This window comes from Mesorhizobium sp. P2_B5, from assembly GCF_056404775.1.
This window is the reverse complement of the sequence record NZ_JBFUDJ010000003.1, coordinates 441,422-465,637: the sequence shown is the minus strand read 5'-3', so window position 1 is coordinate 465,637 and position 24,216 is coordinate 441,422. Positions and strand designations below refer to the sequence as shown.

General features: G+C 63.3%; 23 protein-coding genes. 16 read left to right on the top strand and 7 right to left on the bottom strand.

All coding sequences use genetic code 11. The features are described 5' to 3' along the window. Nucleotides 1-196: 196 nt before the first annotated feature. The 4 genes from AC1D1N_RS15015 (at nucleotide 197) to AC1D1N_RS15000 (ending at nucleotide 3,804) form a co-directional block, all read left to right on the top strand. Nucleotides 197-931: a glycosyltransferase family 2 protein gene (locus AC1D1N_RS15015; protein WP_436259705.1), complete on the top strand. Its 735-nt coding sequence runs from the start codon at nucleotides 197-199 to the stop codon at nucleotides 929-931. Next, entirely contained in the window at nucleotides 924-1,259 is a 336-nt protein-coding gene (locus AC1D1N_RS15010; RefSeq protein WP_112561406.1) for a lipid-A-disaccharide synthase N-terminal domain-containing protein, read from the top strand. The genes AC1D1N_RS15015 and AC1D1N_RS15010 overlap by 8 nt, the downstream gene beginning before the upstream one ends. A gap of 35 nt (nucleotides 1,260-1,294) precedes the next feature. Then, nucleotides 1,295-2,938 carry an ArnT family glycosyltransferase gene (locus AC1D1N_RS15005; protein WP_436259706.1) on the top strand — a complete coding sequence of 548 codons (1,644 nt, stop codon included), beginning with the start codon at nucleotides 1,295-1,297 and terminating at the stop codon, nucleotides 2,936-2,938. Between the two features lie 143 nt (nucleotides 2,939-3,081). Further along, nucleotides 3,082-3,804 (top strand): phosphatase PAP2 family protein, encoded by a 723-nt coding sequence (locus AC1D1N_RS15000; protein ID WP_477349361.1) that lies wholly within the window; start codon nucleotides 3,082-3,084, stop codon nucleotides 3,802-3,804. Between the two features lie 42 nt (nucleotides 3,805-3,846). On the opposite strand, the gene AC1D1N_RS14995 is transcribed toward AC1D1N_RS15000, so the two are convergent. Both AC1D1N_RS14995 and AC1D1N_RS14990 read right to left on the bottom strand, forming a co-directional pair. Further along, nucleotides 3,847-4,497 (bottom strand): FMN-binding negative transcriptional regulator, encoded by a 651-nt coding sequence (locus AC1D1N_RS14995; RefSeq protein ID WP_477349359.1) that lies wholly within the window; start codon nucleotides 4,495-4,497, stop codon nucleotides 3,847-3,849. Between the two features lie 157 nt (nucleotides 4,498-4,654). Beyond that, nucleotides 4,655-5,329, bottom strand: a complete 675-nt coding sequence (locus AC1D1N_RS14990; protein WP_477349357.1) for an alpha/beta hydrolase — start codon at nucleotides 5,327-5,329, stop codon at nucleotides 4,655-4,657. 240 nt (nucleotides 5,330-5,569) lie between these two features. Here AC1D1N_RS14990 and AC1D1N_RS14985 point away from each other — a divergent pair, with 240 nt between their 5' ends. The 7 genes from AC1D1N_RS14985 to sufA all read left to right on the top strand — a co-directional run bounded on the left by AC1D1N_RS14985 (nucleotide 5,570) and on the right by sufA (nucleotide 12,739). Then, entirely contained in the window at nucleotides 5,570-6,733 is a 1,164-nt protein-coding gene (locus AC1D1N_RS14985; protein ID WP_436259709.1) for a cysteine desulfurase family protein, read from the top strand. Nucleotides 6,734-6,921: 188 nt separating this feature from the next. Beyond that, nucleotides 6,922-8,439 (top strand): Fe-S cluster assembly protein SufB, encoded by a 1,518-nt coding sequence (gene sufB, locus AC1D1N_RS14980; protein WP_192253508.1) that lies wholly within the window; start codon nucleotides 6,922-6,924, stop codon nucleotides 8,437-8,439. A gap of 27 nt (nucleotides 8,440-8,466) precedes the next feature. Beyond that, nucleotides 8,467-9,222 (top strand): Fe-S cluster assembly ATPase SufC, encoded by a 756-nt coding sequence (sufC, locus tag AC1D1N_RS14975; RefSeq protein ID WP_112561411.1) that lies wholly within the window; start codon nucleotides 8,467-8,469, stop codon nucleotides 9,220-9,222. 19 nt (nucleotides 9,223-9,241) lie between these two features. Continuing rightward, nucleotides 9,242-10,510: a Fe-S cluster assembly protein SufD gene (gene sufD / locus AC1D1N_RS14970; RefSeq protein WP_477349354.1), complete on the top strand. Its 1,269-nt coding sequence runs from the start codon at nucleotides 9,242-9,244 to the stop codon at nucleotides 10,508-10,510. Nucleotides 10,511-10,613: 103 nt separating this feature from the next. After that, nucleotides 10,614-11,855, top strand: a complete 1,242-nt coding sequence (locus tag AC1D1N_RS14965; RefSeq protein WP_436259711.1) for a cysteine desulfurase — start codon at nucleotides 10,614-10,616, stop codon at nucleotides 11,853-11,855. A 5-nt stretch (nucleotides 11,856-11,860) separates the two neighbouring features. Further along, entirely contained in the window at nucleotides 11,861-12,253 is a 393-nt protein-coding gene (locus tag AC1D1N_RS14960) for an SUF system Fe-S cluster assembly protein (RefSeq protein ID WP_477349352.1), read from the top strand. A gap of 105 nt (nucleotides 12,254-12,358) precedes the next feature. Continuing rightward, nucleotides 12,359-12,739, top strand: coding sequence for a Fe-S cluster assembly scaffold SufA (sufA, locus tag AC1D1N_RS14955; RefSeq protein WP_013532156.1), 381 nt, complete (start codon nucleotides 12,359-12,361; stop codon nucleotides 12,737-12,739). A gap of 191 nt (nucleotides 12,740-12,930) precedes the next feature. Here sufA and AC1D1N_RS14950 read toward each other — a convergent pair whose 3' ends face one another. Beyond that, the gene (locus AC1D1N_RS14950; RefSeq protein WP_436259712.1) at nucleotides 12,931-13,428 is read right to left on the bottom strand and encodes a GFA family protein; all 498 of its coding nucleotides are present in this window, start codon (nucleotides 13,426-13,428) and stop codon (nucleotides 12,931-12,933) included. Nucleotides 13,429-13,510: 82 nt separating this feature from the next. Here AC1D1N_RS14950 and AC1D1N_RS14945 point away from each other — a divergent pair, with 82 nt between their 5' ends. Next, entirely contained in the window at nucleotides 13,511-13,834 is a 324-nt protein-coding gene (locus AC1D1N_RS14945) for a TfoX/Sxy family protein (RefSeq protein WP_112561415.1), read from the top strand. A 204-nt stretch (nucleotides 13,835-14,038) separates the two neighbouring features. On the opposite strand, the gene AC1D1N_RS14940 is transcribed toward AC1D1N_RS14945, so the two are convergent. Beyond that, nucleotides 14,039-14,956, bottom strand: a complete 918-nt coding sequence (locus AC1D1N_RS14940) for a pseudouridine-5'-phosphate glycosidase (protein WP_436259713.1) — start codon at nucleotides 14,954-14,956, stop codon at nucleotides 14,039-14,041. 70 nt (nucleotides 14,957-15,026) lie between these two features. Continuing rightward, a complete protein-coding gene (locus tag AC1D1N_RS14935; RefSeq protein ID WP_436259714.1) occupies nucleotides 15,027-15,971 on the bottom strand; it encodes a carbohydrate kinase family protein in 945 nt (314 codons plus the stop codon). A gap of 381 nt (nucleotides 15,972-16,352) precedes the next feature. On the opposite strand from AC1D1N_RS14935, the gene recA reads away from it, so the two are divergent. The 4 genes from recA (at nucleotide 16,353) to AC1D1N_RS14915 (ending at nucleotide 22,179) form a co-directional block, all read left to right on the top strand. Next, nucleotides 16,353-17,453, top strand: a complete 1,101-nt coding sequence (recA, locus tag AC1D1N_RS14930) for a recombinase RecA (RefSeq protein WP_112561417.1) — start codon at nucleotides 16,353-16,355, stop codon at nucleotides 17,451-17,453. Between the two features lie 259 nt (nucleotides 17,454-17,712). Continuing rightward, complete coding sequence (gene alaS, locus AC1D1N_RS14925; RefSeq protein ID WP_477349349.1) at nucleotides 17,713-20,379, top strand: alanine--tRNA ligase; 2,667 nt, start codon at nucleotides 17,713-17,715, stop codon at nucleotides 20,377-20,379. A 10-nt stretch (nucleotides 20,380-20,389) separates the two neighbouring features. Continuing rightward, a complete protein-coding gene (locus AC1D1N_RS14920) occupies nucleotides 20,390-21,703 on the top strand; it encodes an SDR family oxidoreductase (protein ID WP_477349347.1) in 1,314 nt (437 codons plus the stop codon). Next, entirely contained in the window at nucleotides 21,700-22,179 is a 480-nt protein-coding gene (locus tag AC1D1N_RS14915; protein WP_436259717.1) for a DUF2269 family protein, read from the top strand. Before AC1D1N_RS14920 ends, AC1D1N_RS14915 begins: the two co-directional genes overlap by 4 nt. Nucleotides 22,180-22,200: 21 nt before the next feature. Here AC1D1N_RS14915 and AC1D1N_RS14910 read toward each other — a convergent pair whose 3' ends face one another. Next, entirely contained in the window at nucleotides 22,201-22,827 is a 627-nt protein-coding gene (locus AC1D1N_RS14910) for a glutathione S-transferase family protein (protein WP_477349344.1), read from the bottom strand. A gap of 72 nt (nucleotides 22,828-22,899) precedes the next feature. Beyond that, on the bottom strand, nucleotides 22,900-24,111 hold the full coding sequence (locus AC1D1N_RS14905; protein WP_112561422.1) for an NADP-dependent isocitrate dehydrogenase: 1,212 nt from the start codon (nucleotides 24,109-24,111) through the stop codon (nucleotides 22,900-22,902). Nucleotides 24,112-24,216: the final 105 nt, after the last annotated feature.

Sequence of the window (24,216 nt, the reverse complement as noted above, 5' to 3'; positions counted from 1 at the left end):
GCCGAAGCAAAAGTGGTTTCCGGTTTGCGTCCGCAGAGACGGCATATGCTGCGCTGCCGCGCGCGCTTGCTTCATCGTGCCGGCTGGCGTAATGAGGCGCCGCGCCAACGGGTTCATGCAACCTTCGATCCGCTGGAACGGCACCGCACGGCATCCGCCAAAATGCCATATCCTGTGACAGAGCCCGACGCGACATATGCCGGACGCATTGATATCCATCGTCATTCCCTGCCGCAACGAGGCGGCGAACCTGCCGCTTCTGATCGATGAGATCGAGGCCGCCATGACCGGGCGCGACTTCGAAATCATCGTCGTCAATGACGGTTCGACCGACGATACGGCTTCCGTGCTTGCCGCCGAGGCAGCCAAACGCCCGTTTCCGCTTCGTCAGCTGCGCCACGAAAAATCCGCCGGCCAGTCTCTTTCGGTGCGCTCGGGCGCCTGGGCGGCGCGCGGCGCCATCGTGGCCACCATCGATGGCGACGGCCAGAACGATCCCCAATATATCCCCGTGCTGGTCGACGCGCTGCGCCAAGCCGGGCCGGATTTCGGCGCCGCGCAAGGTCAGCGGCTGAAGCGCCGCGACAGCAAGATCAAGCAATTGGCGTCGCGTTTCGCCAACTGGCTGCGTGGCGCGATCCTGCATGACGACACCCGCGACACCGGCTGCGGCCTGAAGGCGATCCACACCGATATCCTGCGCAAACTGCCGTTCTTCGACGGCACGCATCGTTTTGTTCCGGCGCTGGTCATCCAGGAAGGCTACCGCGTCGTGCACTGCGACGTCGTCGACCGCTCGCGGCGCCACGGCAACTCGAATTACGGCATCTTCGACCGCGGTCTGCAGGGCGTGCTCGATCTCGCCGGCGTCTGGTGGCTTCGGCGCCGGCGCCGCAGGATGCCAAAGGTAGAGGAAATCACGCATGGCTAACGTGTTTCAGGAACTGGCGACCTGGCTGCATCAGGTTTTCATCAAGCAGTTCGACGCCTGGATCCTGCTCGGCTTCGTCGCCCAGTTCTTCTTCACCATGCGTTTCGTCGTGCAGTGGCTCGCTTCGGAAAAGGCCAAGCGCAGCGTCGTGCCGGTCGCTTTCTGGTTCTTTTCGCTGTTCGGCGGCGGCCTGTTGCTGATCTATGCCATCGTGCGCCAGGACCCGGTGTTCATCGCCGGCCAGGCGATGGGCATGTTCATCTATGTCAGAAATCTCTGGCTCATCGCCAATGAGCGCAAGGCGGCGGCGATGACAAAGGTCGACTGAAGAAAGTCTGGTCAAGGCAGGATCCGGTGGTTGCAATGAACAGGAACTACGTCCTGCTTTTCCTGTTCAGCCTGCTGCTGACGGCTAGTGGGCTGGCTTCGCTGCCGCCGATCGACCGCGATGAATCGCGTTTCGTCCAGGCCACCAAGCAGATGGTCGAAACCGGCGATTATGTCGACATCCGCTTCCAGGACATGTCGCGCTATCAGAAGCCGGTCGGCATCTACTGGCTGCAATCGGCGGCGGTTACGCTGAGCGGCGAGGGGGCTGCCGCGCCGATCTGGGTCTATCGCCTGGTCTCGGCGCTGGGCATCGCCATTGCCGTCGTGGCGATCGCCTGGACAGGCGCCAGTCTTTTCGGCGCCAATGCCGGCCTCGCGGCCGGGCTGATCATGGCAGCGATCTTCGCCACCGCCTTCGAAGGCCGCGACGCCAAGACCGACGCCATGCTTCTGGCCTGCTGCGTTGCGGCGCAAGGCGCCCTGGCGCGGATCTACACCGCCTCGCCCCGCAACGACCCGGTGGCCGGCCATCTCTGGTGGATATTCTGGGTGGCGCAGGGCATTGCGATCCTTATCAAGGGACCGATCGCGCCTCTGTTGTCGGCGCTGACAATTGCCACGCTGTTTGCGTTCGAGCGCGATGGGCGCTGGTTGAAAAACCTGAAAGTCGGCCGCGGCCTTTTGATCGTGCTGTTAATCGCACTGCCCTGGCTCGCGCTGATCACCTGGAAGAGCCATGGCGCCTTCCTGCAGCAAGCGGTCGGCAAGGACATGCTGGGCAAGGTCGCCTCAGGCGAGGAATCGCACGGCATTCCGCCCGGCTTCTATGTGCTGACCTATTCGCTGTTCATGTGGCCGTTCGGGCTGATCGCCGTCGGCGCCGGACTGCAGGCGCTCAACCGCCTGCGCGACGATCCGCGCCTGCGCTTTTGTCTTGCCTGGTACATCCCGTTCTGGCTGGTGTTCGAGCTGATCCCGACCAAGCTGCCGCATTATGTGCTGCCGGCCTATCCAGGCATGGCGCTGCTGGTCGGCTGGCTTCTGACCCTGCAGCCGGAGGACGCCAATGCGCCGCTCAAGCGCTGGCAGTCATGGCTTTGGTGGTCGACCGCCTTCGGTCTTGGCCTGGTCAGCATCGGCCTGGCCGTTGTCTCGGTTGGCGCGCCGATCTATCTCGCCAAGGCATTCTCGTGGTGGAGCATTCCGACCGCACTTGCCGCGCTCGTCACCGGCTATCTCGCCTTCCCCCGCCGTTTGCAGGTGCCGCTCCCCCGCATCGGTGCGATCGCGGCCGGCGCCGGCATCACTCTTGGCTTGCTGTTCGGGATGATTGCCCCGTCGCTGAAGCCGATCTGGCTGAGCCCGGCGATCAAGGCCGCGGTCGACGCGAACCGTCCCTGCGACACCACCGTGCTTGCCTCGGCGCCGTATCACGAACCGAGCCTTGTCTTCCTGGTCGGGACCAAGACGATCCTGACCGATGTCGACGGCGTCGCCGGACACCTGCTCGGCGATCCGGCCTGCGCGCTCGGGCTGGCGCCTGTCGACGACGAGAAGAAGCTGAACGACATGCTGGCCGCGCAAGGCAAGACGGCCAACCGCCTCACCGAGATCGACGGCCTCAATTATTCCTCGGGCGACAGGCTGTCGCTTGGCCTCTACCGGGTGGCCAAGTGAAAACCCCCGTGACGCCATCTGTGGTGTTTCGTCGGTCGCGCGACAATCTCCTCGACACGATGCGCATCGTGCGGCGGCGCCTGGCAACGCGCCCGGCCCGCTACCCGAAAATCCTGTGGTCGGTCTGGGCTGTGGCCTGGCTTTTGCTGACGATCGCGGTCTCGATCCGTTTTGACGACGCAGCAGGGGCGATGGTGAGGCAGTGGCCGCCCGGCTTCAAACGCTTCACAGAATTTTTCACCGTCTTCGGTCTGGGCGGCTGGTATCTCATCCCGTCGGCACTGGTGCTGCTTGCCGCGAATCTGACGGATTGGCGCAGTCTTTCCAGGCGCGCGCGGATGACCCTCTACAACTGGACCTCTTTTGCATTCATAGTGGTGGGTTCGATCGCGGCGTCCGCTCTGGTCGTCAATGTGCTGAAATATGGCGTCGGAAGAGCCAGGCCGATGAATTTCAGCAAGCTCGGCGATCTGTCGCTGCATCCTTTTGCCATGGAGGCGAGCTTTGCCAGTTTCCCGTCGGGCCATGCCACGACGATGGGCGTCATTTTCGGACTGGCGTTGCTAATGTTACCACAGCGCAAATGGATGCTGCTGGCCGTGACCCTGGCCATCGCGTCGACCCGGATTTTTGTCGGCGCACACTATCCGAGCGACACCGTCGCCGGCTTCGGTCTCGGTTGTGCCGTTGCCATCGCTACCGCGCTGGTCTTTACACGGCTGGGGTTTATCTTCCGCCACACGACAAACGGATTGCCGGTTCCTAAAACGACGTTTCGGCTGTTCCGGCGGGCTCGCAAACCAGACCGCAACGGTGCATCGCGGCAAACCAATCTCGGCATTGGGGCAACCGGGGCAAACCCCTGAATTGCCTGCGCCCTTGCATCCAGCGATATATAGCCGCTGCGGCTATTGGCTGTCGATGCCGCCCCAGCTCCGCACCAGCCGGGCCATGTCGGGCGCGCCGGCGGCTTCCTTCTCCAGCCCTTCGGCGACACCGACGCGATCGGCGACAGGGCGGTTCTGGCTGACCTTCCACTTGCCGCTGATCTCGGCGATTTCGATCTCCAGCCCGATAATGCCCTTGATCTGCGACTGGATGTAGCTTGGCGGCGCATCGGTGACCGCCCAGGGCGCCTCACGCGCGCCTTCCTGCGACAGCGTCAGATCGGAAATCTGCTGCGCGATCCACTGCGCATCGTCGATCACTGTGACCATCCCGCGCACCTGGACGATGGCATAGTTCCAGGTCGGCACGACCTTGCCGGTCTCGCGCTTGGTCTCATACCAGGACGGCGTCACATAGGCGTCGGCGCCCTGGAACACCACCAGCACGGGCGATGCCGGATTGTCGGCCAGCAGGCGCCATTGCGGGTTGGCCTTGGCAAGGTGCGCGCGCAGCTTGCAGTTCGGCCCGGCCTCGATATCAAGCAGGAACGGGATGGCGTTGGCGACGGGGCCGTCCTGTCCATTTGAAATCAGCAGGCCAAGCGGGTGCGAACGGATGAGCCCGTGCAGGACGTCCTGCCGCGTCTCTATGAAATGAGGAGGTTGGTACATGATCGGTCACGCCCTCATCGGTTTCCAGAACCTGGCATTCTGCACCGTTCAGGCAGGCCATGCTACATGTCAGGCGTGCCAGATCATATGGATCAGCGTAAAACGGCATTCGTGCCCGTCACGGGCACGAAGGTGAACGATGCCGGATCCGGGAACCTTAGCGCAGCCGCTTCGGCCGTGGATCCGTCAATTCGCCGGCCAGGCGCCGGTCGAGATAGTCGGCGCATTCCTCGAGCAGCAGCTCGGAATCGTTGGCGAAGAAATGGTTGGCGCCGGGCAAGGTCTTCTGCGTGATGGTGATGCCCTTTTGCGTGTGCAGCTTGTCGACCAGGCCCTGCACATCCTTGGGCGGCGCCACCTTGTCGGCATCGCCATGGATGATCAGGCCCGATGACGGGCAGGGCGCCAGGAACGAGAAATCATAAGTGTTGGGCTGCGGCGCGATCGAAATGAAACCCTCGATCTCGGGACGGCGCATCAGAAGCTGCATGCCGATCCACGAGCCGAAGGAATAGCCGGCGACCCAGCAGCTCTTGGAATCCGGATGCAGCGACTGCACCCAGTCGAGCGCTGCGGCCGCATCCGACAATTCGCCGGTGCCGTGGTCGAATTCGCCCTGGCTGCGGCCGATGCCGCGGAAATTGAAGCGAAGCGTGGTGAAATCGCGCTTCTGGAACATGTAGAAGAGGTCGTAGACGATCTTGTTGTTCATCGTGCCGCCGAACTGCGGGTGCGGATGCAACACGATGGCGATCGGCGCGCTCTTTTCCTTGGAAGGCTGGTAGCGGCCCTCCAGGCGGCCGGCCGGACCGGTGAAAATGACCTCAGGCATAAAATACTCCACGTGGCATAAGAATGCGCGGCGCCCGGAACAACTCTTTCCTCTGGCCTTGACGCAGGGCGAGCGTCTTCTTAGAAGCTAGTTTAGAATTGTTCAAAACTGGATAGCCAGCCGTGACGGCTCGGCCATCCCCGCCGCAAGCCGCGTAAATAGGACGTCTTGCCTTGCAATTTCAAGGAAATAACGCGCTATCCCTGCGGAATGGGTTTTGACGGGATCGATTGAGCGAAAATGGCCGCAGCACGCGCCTATCTCGACTACAATGCCAGCGCGCCGCTCATCACCGAGGCGCGTGAGGCGATGATTGCGGCGCTCGACCTCGTCGCCAATCCGTCGTCGGTGCATGCCGAGGGCCGCGCGGCGCGCCGGCTGATCGAGAACGCCAGGCGCGACGTGGCGGTGCTGGTCAATGCGAAACCCGAACATGTCGTGTTCACCTCAGGCGCGACCGAGGCTGCCTCGACGCTTTTGACGCCGGATTGGCAGATGGGCCGCGGCACTGTGCGCATGAGCCGGCTCTATGTCTGCGAAGCCGATCATCCTTGCCTGCTCAATGGCGGCCGTTTTCCGGCCGCGCAGGTGACGCGGATCGGCGTCGATGCTAACGGCATCGCCAATCTCCCTCAACTGACAGCCGCTCTGGCCACGCATGACAAGGCTGAAGGCCTGCCGCTGGTGGCAATCCATGCCGCCAACAACGAGACCGGCGTCATCCAGCCGGTCGAGGCCATCGCCGCAATCGTCAAGGCAGCTGGCGGCATTCTGGTGGTCGACGCCGTGCAGGCGGCAGGCCGCGTTTCCATCGATATGTCAGCGGCTTACGCCGACTATCTGATTCTGTCTTCGCACAAGATTGGTGGTCCCAAAGGCGTCGGCGCGATTGTTGCCGCAGCCGATCTGATGATGCCGAAGCCGCTGATCAATGGCGGTGGCCAGGAAAAGGGCCATCGCGGCGGCACCGAAAACCTGGCGGCCATCGCCGGCTTCGGCGCCGCAGCGCGGCAGGCTCTGGCTGGTCTGAACGGCGTCGATGCACTCGCGCAACGCCGCGACGAGGTCGAAACGATCATTAAAACACTGGTGCCGGACGCGGAAATCTTCGGAACCGGCGCGCCAAGGCTTGCCAACACGACATTCTTCGCTATTCCCGGCACCAAGGCTGAGACGGCGCAGATCGCTTTCGATCTGGCCGGCGTGGCGCTGTCGGCAGGATCTGCCTGTTCGTCGGGCAAGGTCGGGCCAAGCCATGTGCTGAAGGCCATGGGTTACGGTGACAGCCTCGGTGCTTTGCGCGTGTCCATCGGCCACGCAACGAGTGCCGGCGATATCGAACTGTTCCGTACTGCGCTGGCGGGAATAGCCCAGCGCCGGGCGGGCAGGGAACAAGCCGCCTGAGGCGGCGAAAAGAAATTCAGGCCTCGCGGCCTGGTAGAGCCGTGCGTTGAGAAGTGGCCGGGTGAATTCCGGGTCGAAACGCACTATATGGAACTTACGCCGCTTCCGGTGCCTCCAGGGGCAGCCGTTGGCGATGCCATAGTTTGAAAACTGTCGGGCCTTGACCCCGGCGTGGATGGAGAACGCTTATGCCTGCTGTGCAGGACACGATCGATCGGGTCCGAAAGATCGACGTCGACCAGTACAAATACGGATTCCAGACAGAGATCGCGATGGACAAGGCCCCCAAGGGCCTGAGCGAAGACATTATTCGCTTCATCTCGGCCAAGAAGGATGAACCGTCCTGGATGCTCGAATGGCGTCTGGGAGCCTATCGGCGCTGGTTGACGCTGGAAGAGCCGACCTGGGCGCGCGTCCACTATCCGAAGATCGACTTCCAGGACCTCTATTACTACGCGGCGCCCAAGAGCACGCCCGGCCCGACTTCGCTCAGCGACGTCGATCCCGAATTGCTGAAGGTCTACGAAAAGCTCGGCATTCCGCTCAGGGAACAGGAAATCCTCGCCGGCGTGCAGAAGACCGACGCGTCCGAGCTCGAGGAGCCCAGCGACAATGTCTACAAATCCGGCCGTGTCGCCGTCGACGCGGTGTTCGATTCCGTCTCCGTCGTCACCACCTTCAAGAAGGAGCTGGCGCAGGCCGGCGTCATCTTCTGCTCGATCTCTGAAGCCATTCGCGAGCATCCGGAACTGGTGCAGAAATATCTGGGCTCGGTCGTGCCGACCTCCGACAATTTCTACGCCACGCTGAATTCTGCCGTGTTCACCGACGGCTCGTTCGTCTTCGTGCCCAAGGGCGTGCGCTGCCCGATGGAGCTGTCGACCTATTTCCGCATGAACGAGAAGAACACCGGCCAGTTCGAGCGCACGCTGATCATCGCCGAGGAGGGGGCTTACGTCTCCTATCTCGAAGGCTGCACGGCGCCGCAGCGCGACGAGAACCAGCTGCATGCCGCGGTGGTCGAACTGGTCGCGCTCGACGATGCCGAGATCAAGTACTCGACGGTGCAGAACTGGTACCCCGGCGACGCCGAGGGCAAGGGCGGCATCTACAATTTCGTCACCAAGCGCGGCGACTGCCGCGGCGACCGATCGAAGATCTCGTGGACGCAGGTCGAGACCGGCTCGGCCATCACCTGGAAATATCCAAGCTGCATCCTGCGCGGCGACGATTCCTCCGGCGAGTTCTATTCGATCGCGGTGTCGAACGGCTATCAGCAGGTCGATAGCGGCACCAAGATGATCCATCTCGGCAAGAACACGTCGAGCCGCATCATCTCCAAGGGCATCGCCGCCGGCTTCTCACAAAACACCTATCGCGGCCAGGTCTCGGCGCACCGCAAGGCGACCAACGCCCGCAACTTCACCAATTGCGACTCGCTCCTGATCGGCGACCAGTGCGGCGCGCACACCGTGCCTTACATGGAAGCCAAGAACTCGACTGCGCAGTTCGAGCATGAGGCGACGACGTCGAAGATTTCCGAAGACCAGAAGTTCTACGTCATGCAGCGCGGCATTCCTGAAGAGGAAGCGATCGCGCTGATCGTCAACGGCTTCGTCAAGGATGTCATTCAGCAGCTGCCGATGGAGTTCGCGGTCGAGGCGCAGAAGCTGATCGGCATCAGCCTTGAGGGCTCGGTCGGCTGACCGGAGAGATATTCAGGAAAGAAAAGAATGCTTGAGATCAAGAACCTGCACGCCCGCATCGTCGATGACGGCACCGAGATCATCCGCGGCTTGAACCTGACGGTGAAAGCCGGCGAGGTCGCCGCCATTATGGGCCCGAACGGCTCGGGTAAGTCGACGCTGTCCTACATCCTCGCCGGCCGCGAGGACTATGAGGTCACCGAAGGCGACATTCTCTACAACGGCCAGTCGATCCTCGAAATGGACCCGGCCGAGCGTGCCACTGCCGGCATATTCCTCGCCTTCCAGTATCCTATGGAGATACCGGGCGTCGCGACCATGGAATTCCTCAAAGTGGCGATGAATGAGCAGCGCAAGGCGCGCGGCGAGGAACCGCTGAAAATCCCGGAATTTCTGAAGCGGGTGAAGGAAGCGGCCGCCTCGCTCAACATGGACATGGCGATGCTGAAGCGGCCGCTCAATGTCGGCTTCTCCGGCGGCGAGAAGAAGCGCGCCGAAATCCTGCAGATGAAGCTCCTGGAGCCGAGACTCTGCGTGCTCGACGAGACCGATTCCGGCCTCGACATTGATGCACTGAAGATCGTCTCCGACGGCGTCAACGCGCTGCGTTCGCCGGACCGCGCCATCGTCGTCATCACCCACTACCAGCGCCTGCTCGAGCACATCGTGCCGGATAGCGTGCATGTCCTCTACAAGGGCCAGGTGATCAAGTCCGGCGACAAGTCGCTGGCGCTCGATCTCGAAGCCAATGGCTATGCCGGCGTGATCGGCGAAGCCGCGTGAGATGCCAGAGGCTAGACTGATGAACATGCACTCGACACCCCAGCGCACCCAGGCCGAGACGGCGCTGATCGACGCTTTCGGCGAGCGGCTGTCTCTGCTGCCGGGCGACGGCGCGGTGACGCTGAAGCGCGACGACGCCATCGAGGCGATCAAGCACGGCCTGCCGACCCGGCGCATCGAATCCTGGCACTATACGGATCTGCGCCGCCTGCTGACATCGGTGCCAGCATTCGATTCTACGGCCGCCACCAAAGCGTTGCCGCCCATCGTCGAAGGCTCCGCCATCCTGGCCGTGCTGAACGGCGTCTCCGGCGCGAAATTCCCCGCGATCGAAGGCGTGACCGTCCAGCGCCTGTTGGAAAAGCTGACCGACGGCTCGATTGCGCCGGGCCTCGATCCCTATGGCAGCGATGACGCCATCGGCGCGCTGAACACGGCCTTTGTCGCCGACGGTTATTTCGTCGACATCGCCGATGGCGTAGCGCTGGAAAAGCCGATCGAATTGCAGAACCTGCAGGCCGGCGGCCAGGTGCATGTGCGCTTTCCCGTGCGTGTCGGCGCCGGCGCCAAGGCTGCTATCGTCGAGCGTCAGGCCGGCGAGGGCGCGGCATTGGGCAGCTCGGTCAGCCAGCTGGTGCTGGGCGAGGGTGCCGAGGTGACCTGGCTGATCGTCCAGGAACAGCCGGAAACGGCCACCCATCTCGCCCAGTTCAAGGCACATCTCGGCAAGAATTCGAAGCTGACCGTGTTCTTCATGAATGCCGGCGGCAAGCTTGTGCGCCAGGAGATCGTGGTCAGGACGACCGGCGAAGGCGCCGACTTCAAATTGCGCGGCATCAACCTTTTGGCCGGCGACACCCATACCGACGTCACCATGGTGCTCGACCATGCCGTGCCGCACACGACCTCGACGGAAGTGATCCGCAATGTCGTGACCGGAAAGGCGCGCGGCGTCTTCCAGGGCCGCATCAACGTCCATCAATACGCGCAGAAGACCAACGCCAAGATGGCCTGCAACACGCTGCTCCTGTCGGACGACGGCGAGTTCTCGACCAAGCCGGAGCTGGAAATCTTCGCCGACGACGTCGTCTGCGGCCATGGCGCGACCGTCACCGAGATCGACCACAACCATTTGTTCTATCTGATGGCACGCGGCATCGACGAGAAGAGCGCCCGCGGCCTTCTGGTGAAAGCGTTTGTGGCCGAAGTGATCGAGGAACTGGACGACGAGGCGATCGTCGAAGCCTTGGAAACAAGGCTGGACGACTGGTTCGTGGCGCATGGGTAGCGCATGACCTTCTCCCCTTGTGGGAGAAGGTGGATCGGCGCGCAGCGCCGAGACGGATGAGGGGTGCGTGACGAAGTGAGGCGGTGCCTCAAGAGAGCTTGTAATGGACCAGAAAATCGAAACCACCCCCTACGACGTCAAGGCGATCCGCCGCGACTTCCCGATCCTGTCGCGCGAAGTCTATGGCAAACCGCTGGTCTATCTCGACAATGGCGCCTCGGCGCAGAAGCCGCAGGTGGTGCTCGACACGATCCAGCACGCCTATTCCCAGGAATACGCCAACGTCCACCGTGGCCTGCATTTCCTTTCCAACGCTGCGACCGACGCCTATGAAAAGGCGCGAGAAACGGTGCGCCGTTTCCTCAATGCGCCGAGCACCGACAACATCGTCTTCACCTCGAACACGACCGCCGCCATCAACACCGTCGCCTATGGCTATGGCATGCCCAATATCGGTGCGGGCGACGAGATCGTGCTGTCGATCATGGAGCATCACTCCAACATCGTGCCGTGGCATTTCATCCGCGAACGCCAGGGCGCCAAGCTGGTTTGGGTCCCGGTCGACGATCTCGGCGTCTTCCACATCGAGGAATTCGAAAAGCGGCTCACCGACCGCACCAAGCTCGTCGCCATCACCCAGATGTCGAATGCGCTGGGCACGGTGACGCCGATCAAGGAGATCGTGCGCATCGCGCATGCCCGCGGCATTCCGGTGCTGGTCGACGGCAGCCAGAGCGCGGTGCATATGCCGATCGACGTCCAGGATCTCGACTGCGACTTCTTCGTCTTCACCGGCCACAAGGTCTACGGGCCCTCCGGCATCGGAGTGCTCTACGGCAAAAAGGACATTCTGCAGGGCATGCGCCCCTTCATGGGCGGCGGCGAGATGATCGAGGAGGTGACGGAAGACATCGTCACCTACAACGAGCCGCCACACCGTTTCGAGGCCGGCACGCCGCCGATCGTGCAGGCGATTGGCCTCGGTGCAGCACTGGAGTACATGGAAAAAATCGGCCGCGAGCGCATTGCCGCCCACGAGGCCGATCTCAAGACCTATGCGCATGAGCGGCTGCGCGCCATCAATTCGCTGCGCATCTTCGGCGACGCGCCCGACAAGGGCGCCATCATCTCGTTCGAATTGCAGGGCATTCATGCCCATGACGTGTCGATGGTGATAGACAGGCAAGGCGTTGCGGTCCGCGCCGGCACCCATTGCGCCCAGCCGCTGTTGAAACGCTTTGGCGTAACCTCCACATGCAGGGCATCGTTCGGCATGTATAATACCAGGGCCGAAGTCGACGCTTTGGCCGAAGCGCTTGAGAAAGCGCGCAAGTTCTTTGGATGACGACCATGGATGATGTGAGCCACACCACCGAGACCGCGTCGGAAGCAGCGATCAATCCGCTGGTTTCCGCCTCGGCCATTCCCGCCGAGGAACTGGCGCGGCTGACCGACGACATCGTCTCGGCGCTGAAGACGGTCTACGACCCGGAAATTCCGGCCGACATCTACGAACTCGGCCTCATCTACAAGATCGACATCGAGGACAACCGCGCCGTCAAGATCGACATGACGCTGACCGCGCCCGGCTGCCCGGTGGCTGGCGAAATGCCGGGCTGGGTGGAAAACGCCGTCGGCGCCGTCGAAGGCGTCTCCGGCGTCGAGGTCAACATGACCTTCGACCCACCTTGGTCCCCCGACCGTATGTCGGAAGAGGCGCAGGTGGCAGTGGGCTGGTACTAGGCTGACAGGGTTTGGCGCACTTGCACCAGTGGTAAAACTTCACCATTTTAGGTGAGGAATCATTCGGCAGGCCTTGAACCTGCATGGAATGGAAGAGGAAAAAGAATGGGACGCTTCGCCGTCATCACGATGACCGAAAAGGCCGCCGACCGGGTGCGCGAGATCGTTGCCACGCGGGATAACGCGCATGGCATTCGCCTCGGCATCAAGAAGGGCGGCTGCGCCGGCATGGAATACACCGTCGACCTGGTGACCGAGCCCAACACCAAGGACGACCACATCGAGCGCGACGGCGCTCACGTCTATGTGGCGCCCGAAGCTGCGCTGTTCCTGTTCGGCACCGAGATGGATTTCGAGCAGACGACGCTGCGCACCGGTTTCACCTTCCACAACCCGAACCAGAGCTCGGCCTGCGGCTGCGGCGAATCGGTCGAATTGAAGCCGGCCGATCTGAAGGCGCTGGCCGAAGCACGCGCATCGGCCTGAAACGTCTTTCTTCCTTCGCCCCGTTCACGGGGAGAAGGTGTCACGAAGTGACGAATGAGGGGCAGCGCCAGCCTCTCCAGAGTTAGCGCCGCCCCGCTGCCGGCGTTCGTCATTCGAAAAGCCAAGCAATTGGCTTTTCGTCCGCTGCGCGGACCACTCCTTACCTCCCCGTAGAACGGGGAGAAGAAATCCTACTTCACCCACATCTTCGTCCGCTTGTGCCAGTCGGCGATCGATTCCTCCGGGTAGACGTCGAATGTCTTATCCTTTTTGCCGATCTCCGGCTCGACCCAGTTCGCCTTGTATTTCAGCATCAGATGCACCTTTTCCGGCGGCTTCGGCAGTTCGCTGTCGATTGCCGAGGCGAAGGGATGCACCAGATCCGGCCAGGTCGGATCGTAGAGCCACAGGGCCGAGCCGCATTTCCTGCAGAAATTGCGCTCGCCCGACGAGATCTCGCATTGCGGATGCTCGTCATCCTCGATCTCGGCACGAAAGACACCGAGGCTGCGCTTGCCCTTGATCTTGAGTGTCTTGTAGTCGGCGCCGAGATTGATGGCGAAGCCGCCGCCGCCCTGCTGCTTGCGGCAGATCGAGCAGTAGCACAGCATGAACGGCACCGGCGTGTGGCTTTCCACCTCGAAATGGACGGCATCGCAGCGGCAGGATCCCTTGAGCAGAAGCGGCATGGCAAAACTCCGACGAATTGGCTTTCAACGTGTCAGATGGTTTTGGTTGCGGCCATGACAAGACCGATGACATGATTGCGGCATGGACAATGAACGCATTGCCGAACTGTTCGAAGGGCTCGGCCCGGTCAGCATCCGCCGGCTGTTTGGCGGCAAGGGCATCTATTTCGATGGCGTCATCGTTGCCATCGTGCTGCGCGGCGAATTGCTGCTCAAGGCCGACGAAGAAAGCGCGCCCGACTTCGAAGCTGCCGGCTGCAAGCAGTGGACCTACACCGGCTCGCGCCACGGCAAACTGGTTGCCATGCCTTACTGGAGCATCCCCGACAGCGCCTTTGACGATCCCGACGAGATGATTGTCTGGGCGCGCCGGGCCTATGAGGCAGGGCGGCGAGCAGGGAAGTGAAGCTGTTACCGCCGAGTTTCTTCCTACCCCCCTCTGTCCTGCCGGACATCTCCCCCGCAAGGGGGGAGATCAGATGTCATGTCGGCCTTCGCCAATCACCAACGTTGAAAGTGGGAGCCAGCGCCTAAGCTGCCAATCTCCCTCCTTGCGGGGGAGATGTCCGGCAGGACAGAGGGGGGTGCTGTCCYGCCGGCGTTGGCGGCACTACAGCGCCTTCGCGATCCGCGCCGCCAGCCGCGCATTGTTTTCCACCAGCGCAATGTTGGTCTTCAAGCTCCGGCCGCCGGTCAGTTCCAGGATTTTTCCCAACAGGAACGGCGTCACCGCCTTTCCCGTCACATTCTGCACTTCCGCCGCCTTCTGTGCGGCCTCGATGTAGCCGGCCATCTCGTCGGCCGGGATTTCGTCATCCTGCGGCACCGGGTTGGCGATCAGCATGCCGCCGCCGAGCCCCAGCGCAGCCCGGGTCTTGTAGAAATGCGCAATCTCTTCCGGCCTGTGCAGGGTCAGCGGCGCGCGGAAGCGCGACTGGCGCGACCAGAAGGCGGGCATGGTTTCGCAGCCATGGCCGATCACCGGCACGCCGCGCGTCTCCAGCACCTCCAGCGTCTTTTCGATGTCGAGGATGGCCTTGGCGCCGGCCGAGACGACGATGACCGGCGTGCGCGCCAGTTCGTCGAGGTCGGCCGAGATGTCGAAGCTCTTTTCCGCGCCCTTGTGGACGCCGCCAATGCCGCCGGTGGCGAACACTTTGATGCCGACCATATTGGCCGCGATCATGGTGGCGGCGACGGTGGTGCCGCCGGTGCGTCCCTCAGCAACCGCAAAGCCGAGATCGGCGCGCGACAGCTTCATGGCGTCGCCGGTCATGGCCAGCGACTCGCGCTCGCCGTCCGACAGCCCGATCTTGATGCGGCCGGCGACCACGGCGATCGTCGCCGGCACCGCGCCATTATCCAGAATGATCTTCTCGACATTGGCGGCCATGGCGCCATTGTCGGGGTAGGGCATGCCATGGGTGATGATGGTGCTTTCCAGCGCCACCACCGGCCGGCCGGCGGCGATTGCCTCGGCAACTGGCGGGTGGATGTCGATGAAGGGGCGGGCGCTTTGCGGGGTCATGACGGTCTCCGGCCCGGCGCGCCGCCCGTCCCCTTGGACGGCGCGCTCCGGCAATGGCAATTGGCCGTCCTCATGCCATTTCCTGCGCGTCGGGCACAAGAGCCAGCGCCTCGGCAAAAGTCGCGGCGGTGAAGGCCGGCACCGCGTCCGCGCTTTCGATGGCGAGCGTTGCAGCGGCTACGCCTTCGCGCAGGGCCTGGCGCAGGGCCAGGCCGCGCAGCAGGGCAGCGATGGTAGCACCGGCCAGCGCGTCGCCGGCACCGGTGACGTCGGCAACCTTCCTCGGCGCCGGCGGCAGGATCAAGAAGGCGCCGGCTTCGTCGAAACCCAGCACCGGGCCATCGCCTGCGGTCACCACGCCACTCCTGAGGCCGCCGCAGCGCAAACCGTCGACGGTCTCGCGCTCGGTCGCATTGGCGCCGACGCCGGCCAGCACCATGGCCTCGCGCCGGTTCATGAAGACCTGCGCGAGCTCCTTCAGCACCGGTGTCAGCCGCACCACCTTGGCCGGCGAAATGGCGATGGCGTAGACCGGCTTGCCGGCGGCGAGCCCCACCAGCCGCTCCAGCGCCGCTGACGGCAGATTGGCGTCGCACAGCACCGCATCGGCCTCGGCGACCACCTCGCGCACCTTGGAGCGGCGGATCTGTTTGGGAAACGCCAGATCGTAGAGCGCCATGTCGGCAAAGCCGGTGATCAGCTCGCCGTCGCGGTCGATCAGCGCCGTGTAGCTTGGCGTGGTGCGGTCGAGGAACACCGCCGACAGGTCGGCAATGCCGGCCTCAGCGATGGCACGCGACACCGTCTCGCCCGCCGCATCGCCGCCGCGCATCGACATCAGCGAGGCCGAAACGCCAAGCCGCGCGAGGCTGCGCAGCGCGTTGAAGACGCCCCCGCCGACATCCTCGCGCATCGTGCCGGGATTGGACGCCGCCGGTACGTAAGCGCCGGACACCTGGCCGCGCCGGTCGATATGGGCGCCGCCCACCGCCAGGATTCTTGCTGATTTCACCATGCCGGCGATATGACCTTTGTTATTCCTGCCGCACAAGCCTCCAGCAATTCCAGGAAAAGTGTGAAACGGTTTTCCGTCCGGAATTGCGTCAAAAGGAGATAGAGTAGTTCGCTGTTTCCATGAAACAGCGAACTGCTCTAGGCTGTGCGACGGAGCTTCGCAGGCAGGCGAGCGATTCGGACGGCGCCAAGCAGCCGGACCGCTTGGCCTAATGCGGAATACATTTAGAAACGAACGGATGAGACAAAAAAAGAACAAATCTGGATAAAGATTGTTTTTCAGATATTTGACCCCTCTTGCCAAACGAGAACAAAAAAGGTACAAACTGGGCAGGGATTACGGATTGTCCGGCCTTCATTGACGACCAAGGGGTGATGTATCATGGCTCAGAATTCTTTGCGGCTTGTAGAGGACAAAGCGGTGGACAAATCAAAGGCTCTGGACGCGGCGCTGTCGCAAATCGAGCGCGCCTTCGGCAAGGGCTCGATCATGCGGCTTGGCGCCAATGAGCAGGTCGTCGAGATCGAAACCGTGCCGACCGGATCGCTTGGCCTCGACATCGCGCTTGGCGTCGGCGGCCTGCCGCGCGGCCGCATCGTCGAGATCTACGGGCCGGAAAGCTCGGGCAAGACGACGCTGGCGCTGCACACTGTGGCCGAAGCCCAGAAGAAGGGCGGCATCTGCGCCTTCGTCGATGCCGAGCACGCGCTTGACCCGGTCTATGCCCGCAAGCTCGGCGTCGACCTGGAAAATCTCCTGATCTCGCAGCCCGACACCGGCGAGCAGGCGCTGGAAATCTGCGACACGCTGGTCCGCTCCGGCGCCATCGACGTGCTGGTCGTCGATTCGGTGGCGGCGCTCACGCCGCGCGCCGAAATCGAGGGCGAAATGGGCGATTCGCTACCCGGCCTGCAGGCGCGTCTGATGAGCCAGGCGCTGCGTAAGCTGACCGCCTCGATCTCGCGCTCCAACACCATGGTCATCTTCATCAACCAGATCCGCATGAAGATCGGCGTCATGTTCGGCTCGCCCGAAACCACCACCGGTGGCAACGCGTTGAAATTCTACGCTTCGGTGCGCCTCGACATCCGCCGCATCGGCTCGGTCAAGGACCGCGACGAGGTCGTCGGCAACCAGACCCGCGTCAAGGTGGTCAAGAACAAGCTGGCGCCGCCCTTCAAGGTGGTCGAGTTCGACATCATGTATGGCGAAGGCGTGTCGAAGACCGGCGAGCTGGTCGACCTCGGCGTCAAGGCCGGCGTGGTCGAGAAGTCAGGCGCCTGGTTCTCCTACAATTCGCAGCGCCTCGGCCAAGGCCGCGAGAACGCCAAGCTGTTCCTGCGCGACAATCCCGACACGGCGCGCGAGATCGAACTGGCGCTTAGGCAGAATGCCGGGCTGATCGCCGAAAAATTCCTCGAAAATGGCGGCCCTGAGCGCGGCGAAGACGACGGCTTCGAGGAAGAATCCGGCGCCATGTAGGGCAATGGTCAGAGTTCGGCCATAAATCCAGTCTATTATCCGGTGCTTAAGTACTGAGTTCTTTAGTATCGCGTTCCAAACCGCCGGCCTTCGCGCCGGCGGTTTTTGTTTTTGGATGGTCGACGCGCTGCTCGATTGGCCCAATTCCGTGTTTCTGGACAGGGTGGGGCGTGCCCGCTAAAAGGCCAAGTCGATCTTCTAAAAGCAGAGACCAGTTTCCGCCGGCCGTGCCGGCGGTTTTCGCGAAAAGGCAGCAGTGATGAGTGGCGTGAACGAGATCCGGTCGACATTCCTCGACTATTTCCGCAAGGAGGGCCACGAGGTCGTGGCCTCGAGCCCGCTGGTGCCGCGCAACGACCCGACATTGATGTTCACCAATGCCGGCATGGTGCAGTTCAAGAACGTCTTCACCGGCCTGGAGAAGCGGCCCTATTCGCGCGCCACCACCGCGCAGAAGAGCGTGCGCGCCGGCGGCAAGCACAACGACCTCGACAATGTCGGCTACACCGCGCGCCACCTGACTTTCTTCGAAATGCTCGGCAACTTCTCCTTCGGCGACTATTTCAAGGAGCGCGCCATCGAGCTTGCCTGGAACCTGATCACGAAAGAATTCGGGCTGAACAAGGACAAGCTCTTGGTCACCGTCTATCACACCGATGACGAGGCGGCTGGCTTCTGGAAGAAGATCGCCGGCTTCTCCGACGACCGCATCATCCGTATCCCGACCTCGGACAATTTCTGGGCGATGGGCGACACCGGACCGTGCGGTCCGTGCTCGGAGATATTCATCGACCGTGGCGAGCACATCTGGGGCGGCCCTCCCGGCAGCCCGGAAGAGGATGGCGACCGCTTCCTCGAATTCTGGAACCTGGTGTTCATGCAGTATGAGCAAGTCACCAAGGAAGAGCGCATCGACCTGCCGCGCCCATCGATCGACACCGGCATGGGCCTGGAACGCATGGCCTCCATCCTGCAAGGGGTGGAAAGCGTTTTCGAGACCGATCTGTTCCGCCACCTGATCGATGCAGCGTCGTCGGCGCTCGGGCAGGGGCCTGACAAGGAGACGGTCGCGTCCTTCCGCGTCATTGCCGACCATCTGCGCTCCTCCTCCTTCTTGGTCGCCGATGGCGTGCTGCCGTCGAACGAGGGCCGTGGCTACGTGCTGCGCCGCATCATGCGCCGTGCCATGCGCCATGCGCAGCTGCTCGGCGCCAAGGAGCCGTTGATGTGGAAGCTCGTGCCGGCGCTGGTGCGCGAGATGGGCCAGGCCTATCCCGAACTGCTGCGCGGCGAACAGCTGATCACCGAGACGCTGAAGCTCGAGGAAACCAGGTTCCGCAAGACGCTGGTGCGCGGCCTCGGCCTGCTCTCGGAAGCGACTGAAACGCTTCATGCCGGCGACATGCTGGACGGAGAGACCGCATTCAAGCTTTACGACACCTATGGCTTCCCGCTCGATTTGACGCAGGACGCGCTGCGCCAGCGCAGCATCTCGGTCGACCTTGCCGGCTTCACCCACGCGATGGAGCTGCAGAAGGCCGAGGCGCGCAAGCATTGGACCGGCTCCGGCGAGGCCGCGACCGAGACGGTGTGGTTTTCGGTGCGCGAACAGACCGGGGCCACCGAATTCCTCGGCTACGAGACTGAAGCTGCGGAAGGCCTCATCCAGGCGCTGGTCAAGGACGGCAAGACCGTCGACAGCGCCGGCAAGGGCGACGCCGTGGCGGTGGTCGTCAACCAGACGCCGTTCTATGGCGAATCCGGTGGCCAGATGGGCGACACCGGCGTCATCTCCGGCGAAGGTTTCTCGATCGAGGTTTCCGACACGCAGAAGAAGGCCGACGGTCTGTTCGTGCATCTGGGCAAGGTGGCAAGCGGCACCGTCAAAACGGGTGCCGCCGTCGAGCTGAAGGTTGATCATGCGCGCCGCACCAGGCTGCGCGCCAACCATTCCGCGACGCACCTGATCCACGAGGCGCTGCGCGAGGTGCTGGGCACCCATGTCGCGCAGAAGGGCTCGCTGGTGGCGCCCGAGCGGCTGCGCTTTGACATCTCGCACAACAAGCCGATCTCGGCGGAAGACCTCGAAGAGGTCGAGCGCATGGCCAACGAAATCGTCGTCCAGAACAGCCCGGTGACGACCCGCCTGATGTCGGTCGACGATGCCATTGCCGAAGGCGCCATGGCGCTGTTCGGCGAGAAATATGGTGACGAGGTGCGTGTCGTGTCGATGGGCACCGGCCTGCACGGCGCAAAGGCCAACCGGCCCTATTCGGTCGAGCTCTGCGGCGGCACCCATGTCCGGGCAACCGGCGATATCGGTCTGATCCGCGTCGTCTCCGACAGCGCGGTCGCCGCCGGCGTGCGCCGCATCGAGGCGCTGACCGGCGAAGCCGCGCGCAAACATCTCGACGAACAGGACAGGCGTCTGAAGGCCGTCGCCTCGACATTGAAGATCTCGCCGGCCGACGTGCCGGCGCGTGTCGAGACGCTGCTTGAAGAGCGCAAGAAGCTCGAGAAGGAGCTGAGCGAAGCGCGCAAGAAGCTGGCACTGGGCGGCGGCGCCGCGGCCGGCGCGCCCTCAGAGAACGAGACCGTCGCCGGTGTCGGCTTCCTCGGCAAGGCCGTTTCCGGCGTGTCGCCTAAGGATTTGAAGCCGCTGGCCGATGCGGGAAAAACCTCGCTCGGCTCGGGCGTCGTCGTCTTCGTCGGCGCCGGTGAGGACAACAAGGCAAGCGTCGTCGTCGCCGTCACCGACGACCTTGTCGGCCGCTTCAGCGCCGTCGATCTGGTGCGCGTTGCGTCCGCCGCCTTGGGCGGGCAGGGCGGCGGCGGCCGGCCCGACATGGCGCAGGCCGGCGGCCCGGATGCCTCGAAGGCCAATGATGCGATCGCCGCGGTCAAGGCGGCGCTGGAGGCAGCCTGAAAGCCATCCTATGCCCGATAGCCCCGGCAACAAGGTGCTCGTCCTCGGCGGCTACGGACTGATCGGCGAAGCCGTCGTCGCCCGCCTTGTTGGCGACGGGCATCAGGTGGTCGGCCTCGGCCGCGACATCAGGGATGCCGAGCGGCGCTGGCCGGCTGTGCAGTGGATTGCGGCCGACATGGCGCTGCTGCTTGCCGCTGAAGACTGGCTGCCGATGGTCGCCGGCATGGATGCGGTGGTGAATGCCGCAGGCGCCTTGCAGGACGGCCCGCGCGACCGCCTCGACGCCATCCACCGCGGCGCCGTAACCGCGTTGGTCACCGCCTGCGAACAGGCCGGTGTCAGCCGCATCGTGCAGATCTCCGCCATCGGTGCCGATCCCGCCTCGGCAGATGTTTTCTTCAGCACCAAGGGTGAAGGCGACAAAGCCGTCGCAAATTCCACGCTGGAGTGGACCATCCTGCGCCCGGGCCTGGTGATCGCGCCCGCCGCCTATGGCGGGACGGCACTTTTGCGCGCCCTTGCGGCTTTTCCCAGCTTTGTCCCTGCCGTCATGGCGCGCCAGCCGATCCAGACCGTGGCCGTCACGGACGTCACTGAGGCCGTGTCGCGCGCGGTTGCCGGATCCCTGCCGCCGCGTCTTTCCGTCGATCTCGTTGAAGCCGAGGCGCGCTCGCTCGCCCATGTCTTGGTAGCCTTCCGGGCATGGCTTGGTCTGCCGCCGGCCCGCGTGGTGCCGATGCCGGCGTTTCTCGGTGGGATCGCGGCTGTTGTTGCCGATGGTCTCGGCCGGCTTGGCTGGCGCTCGCCTCTGCGCAGCGCAGCCCTTGCCGCGCTGGCGCGCGGCGTGACCGGGAGTGCCCGGTCCTGGAACGAGATATCGGATCACAAGTTGCAGCCGCTGGAAGCGACGTTGGCCGCCATGCCGGCTCACGTCCAGGAGCGGTGGTTCGCCCGCCTCTGGCTGCTGAAACCGATCGTGTTCGGCGTGCTGTCACTGTTCTGGCTGGTGTCCGGAATTGTCGGCTTTATCAAACAGGATGTGGCCGCCGACATTCTGGTCTCGCATGGCCTGTCGCCGGCGCTCGCGCTCGGGATGGTTCTTGCCGGGAGCGTGGCCGACATCGCTGTCGGGGCCGCTGTTCTCGTGCGGTCCTTGGCGCGCCTCGCACTGATGGGGATGATTGCCATCACGCTGGTCTATCTTGGCGCAGCAACCGCGCTTGCGCCCGATCTGTGGCTCGATCCTTTGGGAGCAATCGTGAAGGCTGTTCCCGCACTGTGCCTTGCCCTGGTGGCCTTGGCGATTTTGGACGAGCGATGAACCTCTGGGTCGACCTCCTGCGCTGGGCGCATATCATCGGCGCCACGGTGTTGTTCGGCACCGGCGCCGGCATCGCCTTCTTCATGCTGATGGCGCAGCGCACCGGCCGCGCCGAACTCGTTGCCCATGTCGCGGACACCGTCGTCATCGCCGATACGATTTTCACCGCAACCGCCGTTATCGTGCAGCCGATCACCGGCGTGCTGCTGGCGCAGGCCGTGGGCTGGCCGCTTTCCGAAGGCTGGATCGTGCTGTCCCTGCTGCTTTATGTCGTGACCGGCCTGTTCTGGCTACCGGTGGTCTGGATCCAGATCCGCATCCGCAATCTGGCGCGGCAGGCGGCCGCTGATAACGCACCGTTGCCGGCCGAGGAAAAGCGCCTGTTTCGCATATGGTTTGCCTGCGGCTTTCCGGCCTTCGCCGCCGTGCTTGCCATTCTCTGGCTGATGGTCAGAAGACCCGAGATCGGGTTTTAGCCCGTCGCCCTCTGCAGCCGCTCAATCGGCCTTTTCGGTCACGGCAAAGGCGTTCCGGCAGGCGATTCCGTCCCACCAAGCCTGGATGTCGGCGAACGCGGCAAGCAGCTTTTGCCCCTCGGGGACCTTGAGGAAATAGGCGATGATGGATGCCGCATGCAGGTCGGCCAGCGTCGGCTGATCGCCGAGCAGCCACGGCCCCGGCGCTTTGAGGGCGGTAAGCACCCTGAGCACCGTTTCGGCCTGGCGCAGTCCGTTGGCGATCAGCGCCTCGTCGGGCGCTTCCTTCTCCAGCCGCTCGACAGCGACGTCCCAGACCATCGACCTGTAGGCATAGGCGTCGAGCATGCCGATGATCTGGTTCATCCGCGCGCGGCCATGCGGGTCTTTCGGCTGCAGCGCCGGGCCGTCGAACGCCTCATCGACATAGCGGGCGATTGCGCTGGTCTCGAACAGTCGAAAGCCGTTGTGCTCGAAGGCAGGGATGCGGCCGAACGGGTGATGCTCCAGATACCAGGCCGGAATGCCTTCGGCAGCGAAGATGTCGAGCGGCACGAGTTGATAGTCGACGCCTTTTTCCGCGAGCGTCAGCCGCGCGATGCGGACATAGACGCTGTAATCAGCGCCGTAGAGGGTCGGCTTGGTCATCGCTCAGCCTCGCTCCTGCTCGCATTGCTCGTCCAAAAAGCGAAGGCTCCTCTCGGAGCCTTCGTTGTCGGCTTATGCCATCGCCTTTTGCAGATTCTCGTCGATCTTGTCGAGGAAGCCGGTGGTCGACAGCCAGGGCTGGTCGGGGCCGATCAACAGCGACAGGTCCTTGGTCATGAAGCCGCTCTCGACCGTCTGGATGCAGACCTTTTCCAGCGTCTCGGCAAAACGCTTTAGTTCGGCATTGTCGTCGAGCTTGGCCCGGTGGGCGAGCCCGCGCGTCCAGGCGAAGATCGAGGCGATCGAATTGGTCGAGGTTTCCTCGCCCTTCTGGTGCTGGCGGTAGTGGCGCGTCACGGTGCCGTGCGCGGCTTCCGCCTCCACCGTCTTGCCGTCCGGCGTCATCAACACCGAAGTCATCAGGCCGAGCGAACCAAAGCCTTGCGCCACCGTGTCGGATTGCACGTCGCCATCATAGTTCTTGCAGGCCCAGACATAACCGCCCGACCATTTCAGGCTCGACGCCACCATGTCGTCGATCAGGCGATGCTCGTACCAAAGCTTCTTCGCCTTGAACTCGGCTTCGAATTCGGCCTCGTAGACTTCCTGGAAAATGTCCTTGAAGCGGCCGTCATAGGCTTTCAGGATGGTGTTCTTGGTCGAGAGATAGACCGGATAGTTGCGCAGCAGGCCGTAATTCAGCGAGGCGCGGGCGAACTCGCGGATCGAGTCGTCGAGATTGTACATCGCCATGGCCACACCGGCGCCGGGCGCGTCGAACACGTCATGCTCGATCACCTTGCCGTCCTCGCCGACGAACTTGATGGTCAGCTTGCCCTTGCCGGGGAAGCGGAAATCGGTGGCACGGTACTGATCGCCGAAGGCATGGCGGCCGACGATGATCGGCTTGGTCCAGCCGGGCACCAGCCGCGGCACGTTCTTCATGATGATCGGCTCGCGGAAGATAGTGCCGCCGAGGATGTTGCGGATGGTGCCGTTCGGCGACTTCCACATCTTCTTCAGCTTGAATTCCTCGACGCGCTGCTCGTCGGGGGTGATCGTCGCGCATTTGACGCCGACGCCCCATTTCTTGATGGCGTTGGCCGAATCGATGGTCACCTGGTCGTTGGTGGCGTCGCGGTGCTCGATGCCGAGGTCGTAATATTCGAGCTTGAGGTCGAGATAAGGGTGGATCAGCTTGTCCTTGATGAACTGCCAGATGATGCGGGTCATCTCGTCGCCGTCGAGTTCGACGACCGGGTTCGCCACCTTGATCTTCGCCATGGAAAGAATGCCTCGCTTTTGGGGAACAAAACGGCCTTGCCCGCATGGCTTTCGGCCGGGGATGCGGCCCGTATATCAAAGCCTATTTGGCGGCGCAAACGCCGA